Below are 16,704 nucleotides of genomic sequence, written 5' to 3' on the forward strand. Positions count from 1 at the left end.
TATTACAGAGATTTTAATTTCGGTCAACAATGAAGAGATGTTGACATAGCCAGACGACTGGTCTTAGCTTTGCCGGAAAGCAGCCAAGAGACTGTGGGGAACAGCCATGCGGAATGGAAGCGACGTCATTGTCGTCGGTGCGGGTATCGTCGGATCGAGCGCTGCCTATCATCTGGCCGCGGCCGGCGTGGCGGTGACGCTTGTCGAGCAGACGCATCCCGCGGGCGGCCCGTCCGGCAAGTCTTCTGCGCTGCTGCACGCCTTCTATCTGATGCCGGAACTGTCGCAGCTTGCCATACGTGGCCGCGAGATATTGGTGTCACTGCCGGAGATCGCGGGCGAAGGTTCTTTCGTCACGCAAGTCGGCATGATGTGGGTCTGCGGCAACGACAATGAAGCGAGCTGGAAAGCCGCCGCCGAACGCATTCGCGGCGAGGGCGCGTTGATCGAGACGCTGTCGCCACAAGCCTTCGCCGACGCCGCGCCCGGCTTTGCGCTGGACAATGTCGCGCTGGCGCTGTGGGAGCCCGAATATGGTTATGCCGACGCCTTCGGCGCCACCAATGCAATTGCCCGCGCCGCCAAGGCACGCGGCGCCAGGATCATGCAGAACACCCGCGTCGAACGGCTTGTGAAAGAGGACGACCGTATCAGCGGCGTCGCGCTCGCCGACGGGACCGTGCTGAAGGCCGATGCCGTGGTGCTCGCCGCCGGACCTTGGACACGCCGCTTGCTGGCGACGGTCGGCCTCGATCTGCCGCTCCATGTCGAGCGTCATCCGATGGCCGTGCTCGACACCGCTGGCAAGGCGCGCCAGGTCATGCCTTTCGCCTGGTGCGACGATATCTCCTGCAACTATGCACGGCCCGACAATGACGGCGTCATCCTTGCCGGCACCTGGGCCGGCGGCGGCACTGGCTTGCGTCATGAGCACGCAGGCCGGCCGCGTTTCGTCGAAAACCCCGACGACTATATGGAAGGCGTCGAGGAATCGGAATCGGTCGAGATCCTCGAGACCTTTGCGACGCGCGTGCCGGCGATGTCCGATCTCGGCATCCGCCCTGGCTATGCCGGGCTTTACGACATGAGTCCCGACGACCTGCCGGTGATCGGCGCCATGCCTGGCATCGACGGGCTGTTCGTTTCGGCCGGCTCCTCAGGCCACGGCTTCAAGACCGGCCCGGCGGTCGGCGAAGCGGTGGCTAGACTGGTCACCGAAGGCGCCCAGCCGATCCTGGCGCCGTTTTTGCCCAGCCGCTTCAAGGCCGCCTGATGGCGTCGGCGGCGATGAGCGAGGGGAGGGCGCGGTCGTTCATGCCGGCCGCGTTTCGCAACGCCTCAGCCGATGCTCTCTGCATGGTGGCGGTGCTGCTGCTGGGAGCGCTCATTGTCTTCTTCTTCGGTGGCGTCGCCATGCAGCGCGTCGTCACTTATGCCGCGATCATGCTGACAGCGGTGCTCGGCCTGCAAATATTTTCCGGCAACAGCGGCATCGTCTCCTTCGGCCACGCCGCCTTTGTCGGTCTCGGCGCCTATGCCACCGGCATCCTGACCATGCCGGCCGCACTTCAGCGCACCGCGTTGCGCGATCTGCCGCAGTTTCTCGCTGGTTATGAACTCTCCTTCTTCGCCGCACTCGCCGTCGTGCTGATCCTTGCGATCGTCATCGGCCTTCTGACCGGCACGCCTCTGCTCAGGCTGTCCGGGTCGAGCGCCTCTATCGCCACGCTCGCCATGCTGATCATCGTCTACACGCTGCTGGTCGCCGGGCGCGAGATCACCCGCGGCAGTCAGCCCTTCTACGGCGTACCGCGCGAGGTCGGGCTGTGGACCGCTATCGGCGTCGCTTCGGTGACGCTTGTGGCGGCAAGGCTTTTCCGGGAAACCGCCTTCGGCCTTGCCACCCGCGCCGCCGCCAATGACGAGCGCGGCGCCGCGGCTGTCGGCGTTGACCAGCGCACCTCGCGTCTGGCCGCCTGGGTGGTGGGCGCGGTCGCCGCCATGGCCGCCGGCGCCATGATGGCGCAGTTCCTCGGCGCCTTTTCGCCACGCGACTTTTATTTCGACCTTGGCTTCACCTTGCTCGCCATGCTCATCGTCGGCGGCATGAGCTCCTCGCTCGGCGCCTTTGCCGGTGTTGTCGTCACCATCGTCGTGATCGAGGTGGTGCGTCGCTTCGAGGGCGGCGGCGAGGTGTTCGGCCTGCATCTGCCGGTGCTGTTCGGCCTGACCCAGGGCGTGCTTGCCATCGCCATGATCCTGGTCATCTGGCGGCGGCCGACCGGCCTGTTCGGCGAGCGCGAGCTGAACCTTCTGCGCCGGCCCGGTCGCCAAGCCGCGACGGTCACGGCTGCGCCGCAGCTGCATGCCGAGCGCGACCGGCTCACCGCCGATCATCTGTCGCGGCGCTATGCCGGTGTCGTCGCCGTCGACGACGTCACGCTCGCCTTCGACACCGACAGCATCACCGGCATCATCGGCCCGAACGGCGCCGGCAAGACGACCCTGCTCAACATGCTGGCCGGCGACGTCGAGCCGAGTGCCGGCAGCGTGTCGATCGGCGGCTCGGTGAAACGGGCCTCGGCCTTCCGCTTCGCCCGCTCGGGCGTTGCTCGCACCTTCCAGAACATCCGCGTCTTCCCGCAGATGACCGTGCTGGAAAATGTCGTGGTCGCCGCCCGCTCGGTCGAGTCCGACCTTGCCAGTGCCGAGGCGGCCGCAATGCGCGAGCTTTCGCGCATGGGCCTGGAAAAATTTGCCGACCAGCCCGCCGCCAGGCTCGCCTATGGCCAGCGCCGCCGGCTGGAGGTGGCCCGGGCGCTGGCGCTGAAGCCACGCTTCCTGCTGCTCGACGAGCCCGCCGCCGGCATGAACGCGGTCGAGACCGCCGAGCTGGTCTCGATCCTCTCGGCCGTTCGCACCGAGCGGCGCATCGGCGTCGTCCTGATCGAACACGACATGCGGCTGGTAATGAACCTGTGCGAACGCATCGTCGTCATCGACCATGGCCGCGTCATCGCCGACGGGACGCCGGCCGAGGTGCAGAAGAACCCTGCCGTCATCGCCGCCTATCTCGGCAGTCGCACCGCCCGCGCCAAGACGGGACAAGAAACGCCTGCCAACGAAACGCCTGCAAGTGAAACCGCATAGCCAACGATAACAAATCCAGAAGGAGAACCGACATGCCAAAGCTTTATCGCCTTCACCGCGCCGCCCTCTATGCGGCGGTGTTCGGCATCGCCGCCATTTCGGCCGCCAGCGCCGAGGAGATCATCATTGGTGCCGCAACCGCGCAGACCGGCGGCCTTGCTCCCTACGACCAGCCGGCGCTTGCCGGCCTGCGCATGGCGCTGGACGAACTCAACGCCAAGGGCGGACTTGGCGGCAAATACACCGTCAAGCTGATGATCAAGGACACCCGGTCCGACACGGCGCAGACCGCCACCGTCGCCCAGGAGCTGATCGACGCCGGTGCCAAGATCATGATCACGCCGTGCGACGCCGATCCCTCGATTTCGGCCGGCCAGCTCACCCAGCCGCTCGGCATTCCGACATTGACGCTGTGCGGCTCCGCCCCGGTTCTCACCGCCGCGGTCGGCGACGTCATGTTCGGCACCTATCCGGCCGACAATGTACAGGCGACCGCGGTTGCCGACTTCGCCATCGCCGAGGGCAAGAAGAAGGTGTTTCTCTTGACCTCACCGGATGCCACCTACACCGCCAACCTGCCCGAATATTTCGGCAAGGTGTTTGAAAAGAAGGGCGGCGCTGTCGTCGGCCGCGGTACTTTCACCATGGGCCAGCCGGACTTTTCTGCCGAGATCACTAACATCAAGGCCCTCGCCGACCAGCCGGACCTGATCATGACGGCCGCTTACGAGCCTGATTTCCCGGCTTTTATCCAGCAATTGCGTGGCGCCGGCGTCACCATTCCGGTCTATGGCGCCGATGCCATCGGCACGCCGACCATCAAGGGATTGGGCAAGCTGGTCGACGGCGTCGTCTACACGGCGGCCGGTTACGCAGAACCGGGCAGCAAGCTGGAGGCTTTCAACGCCGCCTTCACCAAGTTTGCCGGCCACGCGCCGGAATCGACCTATGAGGTGAATGGCTACGAGATCGGGCTGATCCTCGATCAGGCGGTCAAGACGGCCGGCTCCGATGATCCCAAGGCGATCCGCGACGCCATCGCCGGCCTCAAGGATTTTGACGGCATCACCGGCAAGATCACCTATGCCGGCACCGACCGCATGCCGCTGAGGCCCGTGGCGCTGATGCGCTATGAGGGCGGCGAGGGCAAGCACATCCAGACCATGATCCCCGACGCCGCCGACGTGCCGGCGCCGTGACATCATGCTGAGCGTCGAAGCCCTGAAGATACGCTATGGCGAAGTCGAGGCGGTGCGCCGCGTCGACCTCGCCGTCGACAGCGGCGAGATCATCGCGCTGGTCGGCGCCAATGGCGCCGGCAAGAGCTCGACGCTTGGCGCCATCGCCGGGCTGGTGCCGGCTGTATCAGGCAAAGTGGTCTTCGACGGGGTCGACATCACCGGCCTGGCGCCGGAGGCGATCGCCCGCAAGGGCGTCTCGCTGGTACCGGAGGGCCGGCGCATCTTCGCCGGCCTGACCGTGGCCGACAATCTGCGTCTCGGCGGTGCGATGCACCTGCCGGCGGTGGAGGCGAGGGCGCGCGAAGAGGAGATGCTGGAGCTGTTCCCGATCCTGCGGCGCTATCACCGCGTCAAGGGCGGCAATCTCTCCGGCGGCGAGCAGCAGATGCTGGCGATTGCCCGCGCCCTGATGGGCAAGCCGCGCATGGTCCTGCTCGACGAGCCGTCGCTCGGCCTTGCCCCGCAACTGATCGACACGGTCTTCGACCTGATCGCCGAACTGCGTCGCACCGGCCTGACCATCCTTCTGGTCGAACAGAACGTGGCGCTAGCGCTGGAGATCGCCGACCGCGCCATCGTGCTTGCCAATGGCGAGGTGGTGCTGTCGGGCACCGCGAAGGAACTCGCCAGTTCGGACCTCGTCCGCCAAGCCTATCTCGGAGCCTGAACCATGATCGCGCAGCAGATCATCAATGCGGTGAGCCTCGGCGGCGTCTATGCGCTGCTGGCACTGGGGCTGGCGATCGTTTTTTCCATCGTCGGGCTGATCAACTTCGCCCATGGCGAGCTGATGACGCTGTCGGGCTACGCCTTGCTTGCCGCGCTGGTTTTCGGCCTGCCGTTTCCGGCGGCGGTGCTCGTTGCGGTGTCCTGCGGTGCGCTGGCAGCGGTTGCCATGGAGCGCGTCGCCTTTCGGCCGATGCGCGGCGCCAGCGTCACCAGCCTGCTTCTGACCAGCTTCGCCGTTTCCAGCCTGCTGAAGGTCGTCTTCCAGAACGGCATCTCGGCCCGGCCGCAGGCTGTCGCCATGCCTAGTTGGATGACCGGCGCCTTCTCGTTCGGCGATTTCACCATCGGCGTCGGCCCGAGCATCTCCATCGTCGTCTCGGCGCTGGCGCTGATTGCGCTGGAACTCTTCCTGCGCCGCACCGTCACCGGCACGGCGATGCGCGCGGCGGCGGAGGATTTCAACGTCGTGCGCCTGATGGGCATTCCGGCCAGCCGCATCATCGCCACCGCCTTCCTGCTGTCCGGTCTGCTGGCCGGACTGGCGGCGATGCTGTGGGTGGCGCAGCGGGCCTCCGTCGATCCGCTGATGGGTTTCACGCCGGTGCTGAAGGCCTTCATCGCCGCTGTCGTCGGTGGACTGGGCAGCCTGCCGGGTGCCGTTGCTGGCGGTTTCCTGCTCGGCATCATCGAGGTGCTGCTGCAGGCGACGCTGCCTGGGGCAGTCGCACCCTATCGCGACGCCATCGTGCTGTCGGGCGTCATCGCCGTGCTGCTGATACGGCCGCAAGGTCTGATCCCGGCGGTTCGCGTGCAGAGAAGTTAGAGCATGATCCCGAAAAGTGGGAACCGATTTTCGGAAAAAGATTATGCTTAAACAAGAGGATAAAATGTACAGCAAGCCCGAATTCGCACCGTTGTCCCTAAGCGAGGTGTTCGGCTTGATCGAGGCGGCGGCCTTCGCCACGGTGGTGACATCGGGCCCGCAAGGGCTGGTCGCCTCGCATCTGCCGGTCGTGCTGGACCGTGAACGGGGACCGAACGGCACGCTGGTGTCGCATCTTGCTAGGCAGAACCAGCACAGCGCGCTGATAGCAGAGGGCAGGGAGACGATCGCCATCTTCCACGGACCGCACGGCTATATCTCGCCGTCCTGGTATCCGCGCAATCCGGTGCGCGACAGCGCGCCGACCTGGAATTTCGCCGTCGTCCACTGCCACGGCCGGCCCGTTCAGCTCGACGATCACGCCACCGCCCGTCATCTCTTGCAGCTCGTCGACGTGCTGGAAAAGGACCGCGACGACCGCTGGCGCATGCGCGAGCTCGGGCCGGGCGGCATGGAGCGGCGCATACCGCACATACTCGGCTTCGATCTGCCGATCGAGCGGCTCGAGGCCAAGTTCAAGATGGGGCAGGACGAACGGCTCTACGATACCAATGCCGCGATCGGCATGCTGGAGCAGAGCGATCCGGCACTGGCGACGATGATGAAGGCGCACAACGCGCATCGCAAGGACTGACCGTCGCAGGAATGCGGGCAAGGACAAAAATGATTCCCAATCTCAACATCGTTCCCTTCGTCAGCGTCGACCACATGATGAAGCTGGTGCTGAAGATCGGCGTCGAGCGGTTCCTCACCGAGCTCGCCTTCTACATCGAGGGCGATTTCCGCCGCTGGGAGCTGTTCGACAAGTCGCCGCGCGTCGCCTCACACAGCGCCGAGGGCGTGATCGAGCTGATGCCGACCAGCGACGGCGAGGTCTATGGCTTCAAATATGTCAACGGCCACCCGAAGAACATGCGCGAAGGTCGCCAGACCGTGACCGCCTTTGGCATGCTCGCCGACGTCCACAACGGCTACCCCGTGCTACTGTCGGAAATGACCATCCTGACCGCACTGCGCACCGCAGCAATGTCGGCGCTGGCGGCCAAGCACCTGGCGCCGCCAGGCGCCGACTGCATGGCGCTGATCGGCAATGGCGCCCAGGCCGAATTCCAGGCGCTGGCCTTCAAGGCCTTGCTCGGTGTGCGCAAATTGCGGTTCTTCGACATCGACCGTTCGGCGACGGAAAAATGCGTGCGCAATCTGGCTGGCTTTGGCTTTGATATGGTTGCCTGCCGCTCTACCGAAGAAGCCGTCGAGGGCGCTCAGATCATCACCACCGTCACCGCCGACAAACAGTATGCCACCATCCTCACCGACAACATGGTCGGCTCGGGCGTCCACATCAACGCGGTCGGCGGCGACTGTCCGGGGAAGACCGAACTGCATCGCGACATCCTGCTGCGCTCCGACATCTTCGTCGAATACCCGCCGCAGACGCGCATCGAGGGCGAGATCCAGCAGCTTGCGCCGAACCACGAGGTGACCGAGCTGTGGCAAGTCATCACCGGCGTCGCACAAGGCCGGCGCGACCCGGCCCAGATCACGCTGTTCGATTCCGTCGGCTTCGCCATCGAGGATTTTTCGGCGCTGCGCTATGTCAGAGACCAGTTGCGCTCGACCGGCCTCTACCAGGAACTCGACATGCTGGCTGATCCCGACGAACCGCGCGACCTGTTCGGGATGCTGCTCAGGGCGGCGGTGCTGGCGAAGGCGGGCTAGGCGGCGTTGTAGCGCCGGCAGGTAGCGGCCAGCGACAGGGGTGACAGCAGCCGCCGAGTATCGTATATTGACATAAAGATGTCCTTATGTGACTTAGGCGAGACTGTCGCCCCGAGGACGAAATATGTCGCAAAAACCATCATCGCTGGACGACCTGTTCGGCCCCGTCACGGCCAAGCCCGACGGTTCGGAAGTGCTTGCGGCGCTGACTGCGGCGGCGCGCGAACGCATCCTCATCCTCGACGGGGCCATGGGCACGCAGATCCAGGGCCTGGGCTTCGACGAGAACCATTTCCGTGGCGACAAATTCGCGGAGTGCGCCTGCCATCAGCAGGGCAACAACGACCTTTTGATCCTGACGCAGCCCAAGGCGATCGAGGAGATCCACTATCAATACGCCATATCAGGCGCGGACATTCTTGAAACCAACACCTTCTCCTCGACCGCCATCGCCCAGGCGGATTACGGCATGGAGGACGCGGTCTACGCGCTGAACCGCGACGGTGCACGGCTGGTGCGCCGGGCAGCGCTGCGGGCCGAGCAGGAGGACGGCAAGCGCCGTTTCGTCGCCGGCGCGCTGGGGCCGACCAACCGCACCGCCTCGATGTCGCCGGATGTCAACAATCCCGGCTACCGCGCCGTGACCTTCGACGAATTGCGCCTTGCCTATGGCGAGCAGCTGCGCGGTCTCATCGACGGCGGCGCCGACATCATCCTGATCGAGACCATCTTCGATACGCTGAACGCCAAGGCGGCGATCTTCGCTTGCAACGAGATCTTCATCGAAAAGGACGTGCACCTGCCGGTGATGATATCGGGCACGATCACCGATCTGTCCGGCCGTACGCTGTCCGGCCAGACGCCGACGGCATTCTGGCATTCGGTCCGTCACGCCAACCCGTTCACGATAGGTCTCAATTGCGCGCTGGGCGCCAAAGCCATGCGCGCGCATCTGGACGAAATATCAGGCGTCGCCGACACCTTTGTCTGTGCCTATCCGAATGCCGGCCTGCCCAATGAATTCGGCCAGTATGACGAGAGCCCGGAATTCATGGCCGCGCAGATCGAGGATTTCGCGCGCGATGGCTTGGTCAATATTGTCGGCGGTTGCTGCGGCTCGACGCCGGACCACATCCGCGCCATCGCAGCGGCGGTGAAGAAATATCCGCCGCGCGCAGTTCCTCACATCGAGCCGAAGATGCGCCTGTCGGGGCTCGAACCGTTCACGCTGACCGAGGAGATTCCGTTCGTCAATGTCGGCGAGCGCACCAATGTCACGGGCTCGGCCAAGTTCAGGAAGCTGATCACGGCGGGCGACTATGCCGCCGCGCTCGATGTCGCGCGCGACCAGGTCGCCAATGGCGCGCAGATCATCGACATCAACATGGACGAAGGCCTGATCGATTCGAAGCAGGCGATGGTCGAATATCTCAACCTGATCGCCGCCGAGCCTGACATCGCCCGCGTGCCCGTGATGATCGACAGCTCCAAATGGGAGATCATCGAAGCCGGCCTGAAATGCGTGCAGGGCAAGCCGCTGGTCAACTCCATCTCGATGAAGGAGGGCGAGGACGCCTTTCTGCATCATGCGAAGCTCGTCCGCGCCTATGGCGCGGCGGTGGTCGTCATGGCCTTCGACGAGGAGGGCCAGGCCGACACCAAGGCGCGCAAGGTCGAAATCTGCACCCGCGCTTACAAACTGCTGACCGAGCAGGCCGGATTCCCGCCCGAGGACATCGTTTTCGATCCGAACATCTTTGCCATCGCCACCGGCATCGACGAGCACAACAATTACGGCGTCGACTTCATCGAAGCCGCACGGCAGATCACCGCGACGCTTCCCCACGTCCACATATCGGGCGGCGTGTCGAACCTCTCCTTCTCGTTTCGCGGCAACGAGCCGGTGCGCGAGGCCATGCATGCCGTGTTCCTCTACCATGCCATCCAGGCGGGCATGGACATGGGTATCGTCAACGCCGGGCAGCTTGCCGTCTACGATACCATCGATCCGGAACTGCGCGAAGCCTGCGAGGACGTCGTCAACAACCGCCAGCCGAAGAGTGGCGGTACCGCGACCGAACGCATGCTGGAACTTGCCGAACGTTTCAAGGGCACGGCGGGCAAGGAGGCGCAGGAACGCGATCTCGCCTGGCGTGACTGGCCCGTCGAGCAGCGCATTTCGCACGCACTCGTCAACGGCATCACCGAATTCATCGACCAGGACACGGACGAAGCGCGACTTGCCGCCGAGCGCCCGCTGCATGTCATCGAAGGTCCGCTGATGGCGGGAATGAATGTCGTCGGCGACCTGTTCGGCGCAGGAAAAATGTTCCTGCCGCAAGTGGTGAAATCCGCCCGCGTCATGAAGCAGGCCGTTGCCGGACTGCTGCCGCATATGGAGGCCGAGAAGCTGGCCAACGCCGCCAACGGCGTCGACACCGGCGAACGCCAGACCGCCGGAAAGATCCTGATGGCGACGGTCAAGGGCGATGTCCACGACATCGGCAAGAACATCGTCGGCGTGGTTCTGGCCTGCAACAATTACGAGATCATCGACCTTGGCGTCATGGTGCCGGCGGCGAAGATCCTGCAGACGGCGCGCGAGCAGCAGGTCGACATTATCGGCCTGTCCGGCTTGATCACGCCCTCGCTCGACGAGATGGCGCATATGGCCGCCGAGATGGAGCGCGAAGGCTTTGACATTCCGCTTCTGATCGGCGGCGCGACGACCAGCCGTGTGCATACGGCGGTCAAAATTTATCCGCGCTATTCGAAAGGCCAGACGGTCTACGTCACCGATGCCAGCCGCGCCGTCGGCGTGGTGTCGGCGCTTTTGTCGAACGAGACCAAGGGCGGCTATGTCGACAATGTTCGTGCCGAATACAAGAAGGTTGCCGATGCGCATGCGCGCAGCGAAGCCGATAAGCAGCGCCTGCCGCTCGCCAAGGCGCGGGCCAATGCCCACAGGATCGACTGGTCGGCCTACGAGCCGCCAAAACCGTCCTTCCTCGGCCTGAAAACCTTCGAGGACTGGGATCTGGCCGAGCTCGCCCGCTATATCGACTGGACGCCGTTCTTCCAGACCTGGGAGCTGAAGGGGCGCTACCCCAAAATCCTCGACGACGAGGCGCAAGGGCCGGCGGCACGCCAACTCTTCGAGGACGCCCAGGCGATGCTGAAAAAGATCGTCGCGGAAAAATGGTTCGCGCCGAAGGGCGTGATCGGCTTCTGGCCGGCGAATACCGTCGGCGACGACATCAGGCTGTTCACCGACGACGCGCGCTCGCAGGAGCTGGCGACCTTCTTCACGCTGCGCCAGCAGCTGACCAAGCGCGACGGCAAGGCGAACGTCGCGCTGTCGGATTTCGTAGCACCCGCCGACAGCGGCAAGGCCGACTATCTCGGTGGCTTCATCGTCACTGCCGGCATCGAGGAAGTGGCGATCGCCGAGCGCTTCGAGCGGGCGAACGACGATTACTCGTCGATCATGGTCAAGGCGCTGGCCGACCGTTTCGCCGAAGCCTTCGCCGAGCGCATGCACGAGAGGGTGCGCAAGGATTTTTGGGCCTATGCGCCGGACGAGAACCTGGCGCCGGACGAGCTGATCGGCCAACCCTATCGCGGTATCCGCCCGGCGCCGGGCTATCCGGCGCAGCCCGATCACACCGAGAAGGCGACGCTTTTCCGTTTGCTCGACGGCGAGCGCAATGCTGGCGTCAGCCTGACCGAGAGTTTTGCGATGTGGCCGGGCTCCTCGGTGTCAGGCATCTATTTGTCGCATCCCGAGAGCTATTATTTCGGCGTCGCCAAGGTCGAACGCGACCAGGTCGAGGACTATGCGCGGCGCAAGAGCATGCCGCTTGTCGAGGTCGAGCGCTGGCTCGGGCCTATACTCAACTATGTGCCGGCGCAGGGGCTGGACGCAGCGGCGTGAAATCGCGCCGCGAGACCAATGGGCGAGAAGCCGGCGCCTCAATGGCAGCAGCCTTACCCTGATTGCACATTCGTTCTGCACAGACAGGACGAACTGATTGGCACGTCCGCCTTGGCCAGGGCGATGATGAGCCTCGTCTACGGCAGTGATGCGCCGGCCCCCGCCTCGGATTGACGCGCGACCCTTTAGCTGCAAAGTATATTAACGTTCTGTTTACCAAGAATGGTCTCGGCAGGGACTTTGAGGGGGCAATTTGGAAGCGTTTCTGGGTGCGAACCGCCTCAATTGGGATGATCGGGCCGAATTGCATTCGACCGACACGACGGGCAGTTACCACATCGAAAATGTACTGGCCGGTGGATCCAATCTCTATGAACTGGAAACGCGCGAGGTCGGTGACATCATCGGCAAGGATATTGTCCATTTGCAATGTCATATCGGGCTCGACACGATCAGCTTGAAGAACCTGGGCGCGGGCAGCGTGACCGGCCTCGACTTTTCACCGACGGCGATCGCAGCGGCGCGGGATTTCGCTGCGAAGGCGGGCACCGGCACCGATGTACGCTTCGTGGAAGCGCCATTGTTCGAAGCGGTCGAAGCGCTCGGCCGAACCTTTGACATCGCTTACGTTACCTGGGGTTCTGTAAACTGGCTGGACGACGTCTTCCGCTGGGCGCGCGTGGTTTCCGATCTCCTGCGGCCCGGCGGCCGGCTCTATCTGGCCGAGGGCCACCCGTTGATGTTCCAGTGTGACCGCAAGGCTGCGGCGCTGGAGTTCAAGCACGACTGGCGAACGCCAATTGCCCGGCCACTCGCGTGGAACGAGGAGCGGACCTATACCGGCGACGACCGCATCCTGAAGCATCCTCGCTACTATGAGTGGATTCATCCGATCAGCGACGTGGTGAACGCGCTGATTGCAGCCGGGCTGACGCTTGATTTTCTCAATGAGCATGACACGGTTTCGTGGCAGCACTTTTCGTTTGCCGTGAGGGCCGGCAAGGATATGTACCGCTTGCCGGAGAACTCTCCGAAGATTCCAATGGCCTATTCCATTGGCGCGACGAAGCGTAGCGTCGGCAAGATACCATATCTTGTTACGCCCAAGGCGATTGAGAGCCACTAGTCCTACTATTACCTACTCCGGCAAGACGACCGATCTGCCGGCCAGCTTTTTCTGCTCGCAGCGGCGGTGCCGTCGATCGCCCGAAGGCAGCGTGCCGGTCCAGCGGCTCCAGCGGCAGGCATCAGGCGCTCGGAAGGGCAAAAATTTTAGGACCCGTGAAGGTCAAAATTAAATATTGACAGCTAATATTCCGTCGTCGGGTTGGCCCGAGGACCTGAATGGCAGCTGAGGAATCGCCTATTGGCTCTTTTCCGCGCTAGGTTCGGCGGTATTAAGAAGGCTGTTTTTTCGTCGGCAAATATCCCGGCGGCGATGGCGGTTGTCGTTATTGCCATTGGCGCGGCGTTCGCGGACCACCAGAACAAAGTCGTCTCGGACCAAGCCGCCCGTGCGGATGTACTGGCCAAGGTCAATCTTATCCGCGCCAAGCTTGAAGGCAACATCAACGGAAACCTTCAACTCGTGCAGGGGCTGGTCGCGACGGTCGTGACTGAACCCTATATGGGACAGCAACGCTTCGCCTCGCTCGCGAGGAACCTGTTTGGCGGGGACTCGCAATTGAACAATATTGCCGGCGCGCCCGATCTGGTCATTTCCCTGATGTACCCGATGGAGGGGAACGAGAAGGCAATGGGGCTCGATTACCGCAACGACGAGCGGCAGCGCGCGGCCGCGCTAAGGGCGCGAGACGAGCGCAAGCTGATTATTGCCGGTCCCGTCGACTTGATGCAGGGAGGACAAGGCTTCGTCGGTCGTATTCCGGTTTTTGTACGGAGTGCGGGCAACACTGAAAGGTTCTGGGGCATCATTTCGGCTGTTGTCGACGTGCAGCGCCTGTATAAGGCGAGCGGCCTGCTCGACGATGATCTCGGGATTGACGTAGCGCTGATCGGTAAGGACGCTCTCGGTGCAAGTGGAGATCAATTCTTCGGCAATAAGGGGGTCGGCAAAAGCAATCCGGTGACGGCCGACGTTCTGCTCCCGTCCGGTTCGTGGCGGATCGCCGCCATCCCCAAAAACGGCTGGCCTTCGACGCCCGACAACGCGTGGTTCTTGCGCGCGATCATGGCGGCGGCCGGGGCCTTGGTTGTGATCCCCATCCTGGTTACGGGCCGCCTGATTGGCGAGAGACAGCGCAACTATGCGGAACGGAGTCGGTTGTCGAGACGCCTCGAACTCGCTCTGGAAGCGTCGGCTATTGGCGTTTGGGAACACGATCTCGCGACCAACAAACTTACCTGGGACGATCGCGTCAACGAAATATACGGCAGACAAGCTGGGGAGCGCCGCGGCTATTTGGACTGGGCGGGAGCAATCCACCCGGATGATGTGGCTGGCGCCCACGCCGATTTCGACAGCGCGATGGCCGGCGGCGAACCATATTTGTCGGAATACCGGATTATTCGGCCGGATGGCGAGATTCGTCATGTCCGATCCAAGGCAACAATTTACCGGATCGCAAATGACACCCCGAAAATGATCGGCGCCGAATGGGATGTCACAGCCGATGTCCTGCTGAACAAGGATCTGGTTCGCGCAAAACAGCTTTCCGAGTCGAAAAATGCAGAACTCGAGTTGGCCAAGGCGCGCATAGAGCACATTGCGCTCCACGATTCGTTGACCGGTTTGCCCAACCGGCGTTATCTGGACCAGGTGCTGGAAGACTACGCAGCAAACGCCCGGCGCGTCGGCGGGCATGTGGCACTGCTTCACATAGATCTGGATCGGTTCAAGCACATCAATGATACGCTTGGCCATGCCGCGGGCGACGCAATGCTTGTTCATGCATCGGCTGTCCTCCGATCCAAGGTCGACGGCGAGGGGTTCGTCGCTCGGATCGGAGGAGACGAATTCATCGTCCTTTGCGTGGTGCATGACGTTATCAAGCAACTGACGCGGCTCGCTGACCGCGTCATCAGCCAGATGCGCGAGCCCGTCTACTATCAGGGCCATCGATGCCGTTTTGGCGTGAGCGTGGGAATTGCAGTCGACAATGGAAAAGATGTCGAAGCCAAACATCTGCTGGTCAACGCTGACATCGCACTTTATCGGGCAAAGAGGCGTGGGCGCAATCGATACGAATTCTTCACCGAGGCGATGCAAAGCGAAATCGTCGACACAAAACGGATTGCCGACGAAATTCTCGGCGGCCTTGAGCGCAACGAGTTCATTCCCTTCTACCAGCCGCAATTTGACGCAAAAACGCTCGAAATTGTTGGGGTCGAGGCGCTGGCGCGATGGAGACATCCGGAGAAGGGTATTTTAGCGCCCGATGTCTTCCTGAGGATTGCGGAAGAACTGAATGTCGTCTCGATTATCGATCGAACCATTTTGGAGCAATCGCTTTTGGATCTCGAAGGGTGGTCTGCTGCGAATGTTCACATTCCGCGGGTATCAGTCAACGTTTCTGCACGACGCCTTCAAGATGAAGAACTCATTAAGAGTTTGAAGAAACTAAACATCAAGAAAGGTACAGTTTCATTCGAGCTGGTCGAGTCAATTTTCCTCGACGACAATGATGATCTTGTTACATGGAATGTTGAGCAGATAAAAGAACTCGGCATTGATGTGGAAATAGACGATTTTGGTACTGGCTATGCCTCCATAGTCAGTTTGCTCAAATTACAGCCTCGCCGGCTGAAGATAGATCGCCAGCTGGTCGCCCCAATTGTCAAATCGCCGCAACGAAGGCAGGTCGTCTCGTCGATCATTGAGATCGGCAAAGCCCTGGGTATCGAGGTCGTGGCGGAGGGTGTCGAGACGATGGAGCACGCAAGGATACTCAAGCGCTTGGGCTGCGATATGCTGCAGGGTCATGCCTTCGGGCATGCGTTGGATTCCGAGGGACTAAAGGCCTTTGTCCGATCTCGGCGTCTGCGCACGGCCAGCTGACTGTTGACGTCAGCCTCAGGGCCTCCGGCAGCGAAGCGGCCCGATCGAAGTTCGTACCACTGCAGTACAGACGCTGCCAAACAGCCTACCACCATTGGCCTCGACGACTGTCCTGGACGGCCATCTTGGGAAGCGGGCTGAGCTAAATCATTGGTTTATTAAAAGATAAATGGATGGCTGGGGTTCTTGGAAGCTTTTCGAACTTTCTGTCTTGCGCCTCCAGCCGAGTTGCGAGCGCTTGTGAAGGAGATCGACATGTCACCACATGTTCGAAGTCATGGCCAATGACGACCAGAAGCGGCTTTGGCGTGCGCTGGCAAAGGGCACGGCACCGGGCTGGAACCAGCTGTTTGCGGGCTACGCGTCCTGCATCGACTGGCCCTCCGCGTACTATTGGCGTGATCTGATTGAGTTCTATCCCGACGCGCGGGTCATCCTGACATACCGTTCGCCGGAAAGCTGGTGGGAAAGCTTCGCGAAAACGATCTTGGCGGGCATCAGCCAGAGCACGGACCAGGAGTCGCTGGGTCTTGCCTTGATCTCCAGGCAGGTCTTTGGCGGCCGGCCGCACGATCGCGCCAATGCCATCGCCGTCTACGAAGCCAATGTAAGGGCGGTCATTGCGACGGTGCCGTCGAGTCGGCTGCTGGTCCACAATCTGGGCGACGGATGGAAGCCGCTCTGCCTGCATCTTGGCGTGCCAGTACCGGATCAGTCCTATCCCAATCGCAACAACACGAAGGACTTTCAGATGGCTCTTGCACAGAACTAGTCGGACCGTCTGCAATGGGTCAGGTCACGACGATGTTCGCGAGGACGGTCAGAACCGGACTTGGGGTAGCGTCAGCGCTTGACCCCCAGGCGACCCATCAATTTTCAACGACGACTTTGCGCCTTATGTCGGACGTCAAGATCAACCCTGCCGCTTCCTGTTAACCGGCCGCTGCTTCCTATCGCAAAGCCTCTGCCGGTAATAATTTGGAGAGATGAGTGAAGGCAGCCGCCTGTCCGTCTGTGGCGATCACCCGAA

At 62.4% G+C, this 16,704-nt stretch carries 11 protein-coding genes; all 11 read left to right on the forward strand.

Annotated elements, in window-relative coordinates; translation table 11 throughout:
- Positions 1 to 106: 106 nt before the first annotated feature.
- The 11 genes from NKH73_RS15180 to NKH73_RS15230 all read left to right on the forward strand — a co-directional run bounded on the left by NKH73_RS15180 (position 107) and on the right by NKH73_RS15230 (position 16,446).
- Entirely contained in the window at positions 107 to 1,273 is a 1,167-nt protein-coding gene (locus NKH73_RS15180) for an NAD(P)/FAD-dependent oxidoreductase (protein ID WP_352932796.1), read from the forward strand.
- Between the two features lie 41 nt (positions 1,274 to 1,314).
- Positions 1,315 to 3,150, forward strand: coding sequence for a branched-chain amino acid ABC transporter ATP-binding protein/permease (locus tag NKH73_RS15185; protein WP_352932799.1), 1,836 nt, complete (start codon positions 1,315 to 1,317; stop codon positions 3,148 to 3,150).
- Between the two features lie 32 nt (positions 3,151 to 3,182).
- A complete protein-coding gene (locus tag NKH73_RS15190; RefSeq protein ID WP_352932802.1) occupies positions 3,183 to 4,349 on the forward strand; it encodes an ABC transporter substrate-binding protein in 1,167 nt (388 codons plus the stop codon).
- 4 nt (positions 4,350 to 4,353) lie between these two features.
- Positions 4,354 to 5,058 (forward strand): ABC transporter ATP-binding protein, encoded by a 705-nt coding sequence (locus tag NKH73_RS15195; protein ID WP_352932805.1) that lies wholly within the window; start codon positions 4,354 to 4,356, stop codon positions 5,056 to 5,058.
- Positions 5,059 to 5,061: 3 nt separating this feature from the next.
- Positions 5,062 to 5,943 (forward strand): branched-chain amino acid ABC transporter permease, encoded by an 882-nt coding sequence (locus NKH73_RS15200; protein ID WP_352932808.1) that lies wholly within the window; start codon positions 5,062 to 5,064, stop codon positions 5,941 to 5,943.
- A 64-nt stretch (positions 5,944 to 6,007) separates the two neighbouring features.
- Positions 6,008 to 6,637, forward strand: coding sequence for an FMN-binding negative transcriptional regulator (locus NKH73_RS15205; protein WP_352932811.1), 630 nt, complete (start codon positions 6,008 to 6,010; stop codon positions 6,635 to 6,637).
- Positions 6,638 to 6,666: 29 nt separating this feature from the next.
- Entirely contained in the window at positions 6,667 to 7,722 is a 1,056-nt protein-coding gene (ocd, locus tag NKH73_RS15210; protein WP_352932814.1) for an ornithine cyclodeaminase, read from the forward strand.
- A 124-nt stretch (positions 7,723 to 7,846) separates the two neighbouring features.
- The gene (metH, locus tag NKH73_RS15215; RefSeq protein ID WP_352932817.1) at positions 7,847 to 11,656 is read left to right on the forward strand and encodes a methionine synthase; all 3,810 of its coding nucleotides are present in this window, start codon (positions 7,847 to 7,849) and stop codon (positions 11,654 to 11,656) included.
- Between the two features lie 253 nt (positions 11,657 to 11,909).
- Positions 11,910 to 12,782, forward strand: a complete 873-nt coding sequence (locus tag NKH73_RS15220) for a class I SAM-dependent methyltransferase (protein WP_352932820.1) — start codon at positions 11,910 to 11,912, stop codon at positions 12,780 to 12,782.
- A 312-nt stretch (positions 12,783 to 13,094) separates the two neighbouring features.
- The gene (locus NKH73_RS15225) at positions 13,095 to 15,674 is read left to right on the forward strand and encodes a bifunctional diguanylate cyclase/phosphodiesterase (RefSeq protein ID WP_352933033.1); all 2,580 of its coding nucleotides are present in this window, start codon (positions 13,095 to 13,097) and stop codon (positions 15,672 to 15,674) included.
- Positions 15,675 to 15,939: 265 nt separating this feature from the next.
- A complete protein-coding gene (locus NKH73_RS15230; RefSeq protein ID WP_352932823.1) occupies positions 15,940 to 16,446 on the forward strand; it encodes a sulfotransferase family protein in 507 nt (168 codons plus the stop codon).
- Positions 16,447 to 16,704 lie beyond the last annotated feature (258 nt).

The sequence above is a fragment of the Mesorhizobium sp. M0938 genome (genome assembly GCF_040319125.1).
Taxonomy (GTDB): Bacteria; Pseudomonadota; Alphaproteobacteria; order Rhizobiales; family Rhizobiaceae; genus Mesorhizobium; species Mesorhizobium robiniae.

What these genes read in the sequence shown, in the direction of transcription:
- NKH73_RS15225 (WP_352933033.1), top strand. Translation starts at nt 13,095, where the DNA reads ATGGCGGTTGTCGTTATTGCCATTGGCGCGGCGTTCGCGGACCACCAG.
- NKH73_RS15230 (WP_352932823.1), top strand. Translation starts at nt 15,940, where the DNA reads ATGTTCGAAGTCATGGCCAATGACGACCAGAAGCGGCTTTGGCGTGCG.
- NKH73_RS15180 (WP_352932796.1), top strand. Translation starts at nt 107, where the DNA reads ATGCGGAATGGAAGCGACGTCATTGTCGTCGGTGCGGGTATCGTCGGA.
- NKH73_RS15205 (WP_352932811.1), top strand. Translation starts at nt 6,008, where the DNA reads ATGTACAGCAAGCCCGAATTCGCACCGTTGTCCCTAAGCGAGGTGTTC.
- NKH73_RS15185 (WP_352932799.1), top strand. Translation starts at nt 1,315, where the DNA reads ATGCCGGCCGCGTTTCGCAACGCCTCAGCCGATGCTCTCTGCATGGTG.
- NKH73_RS15195 (WP_352932805.1), top strand. Translation starts at nt 4,354, where the DNA reads ATGCTGAGCGTCGAAGCCCTGAAGATACGCTATGGCGAAGTCGAGGCG.
- ocd (WP_352932814.1), top strand. Translation starts at nt 6,667, where the DNA reads ATGATTCCCAATCTCAACATCGTTCCCTTCGTCAGCGTCGACCACATG.
- NKH73_RS15200 (WP_352932808.1), top strand. Translation starts at nt 5,062, where the DNA reads ATGATCGCGCAGCAGATCATCAATGCGGTGAGCCTCGGCGGCGTCTAT.
- NKH73_RS15190 (WP_352932802.1), top strand. Translation starts at nt 3,183, where the DNA reads ATGCCAAAGCTTTATCGCCTTCACCGCGCCGCCCTCTATGCGGCGGTG.
- metH (WP_352932817.1), top strand. Translation starts at nt 7,847, where the DNA reads ATGTCGCAAAAACCATCATCGCTGGACGACCTGTTCGGCCCCGTCACG.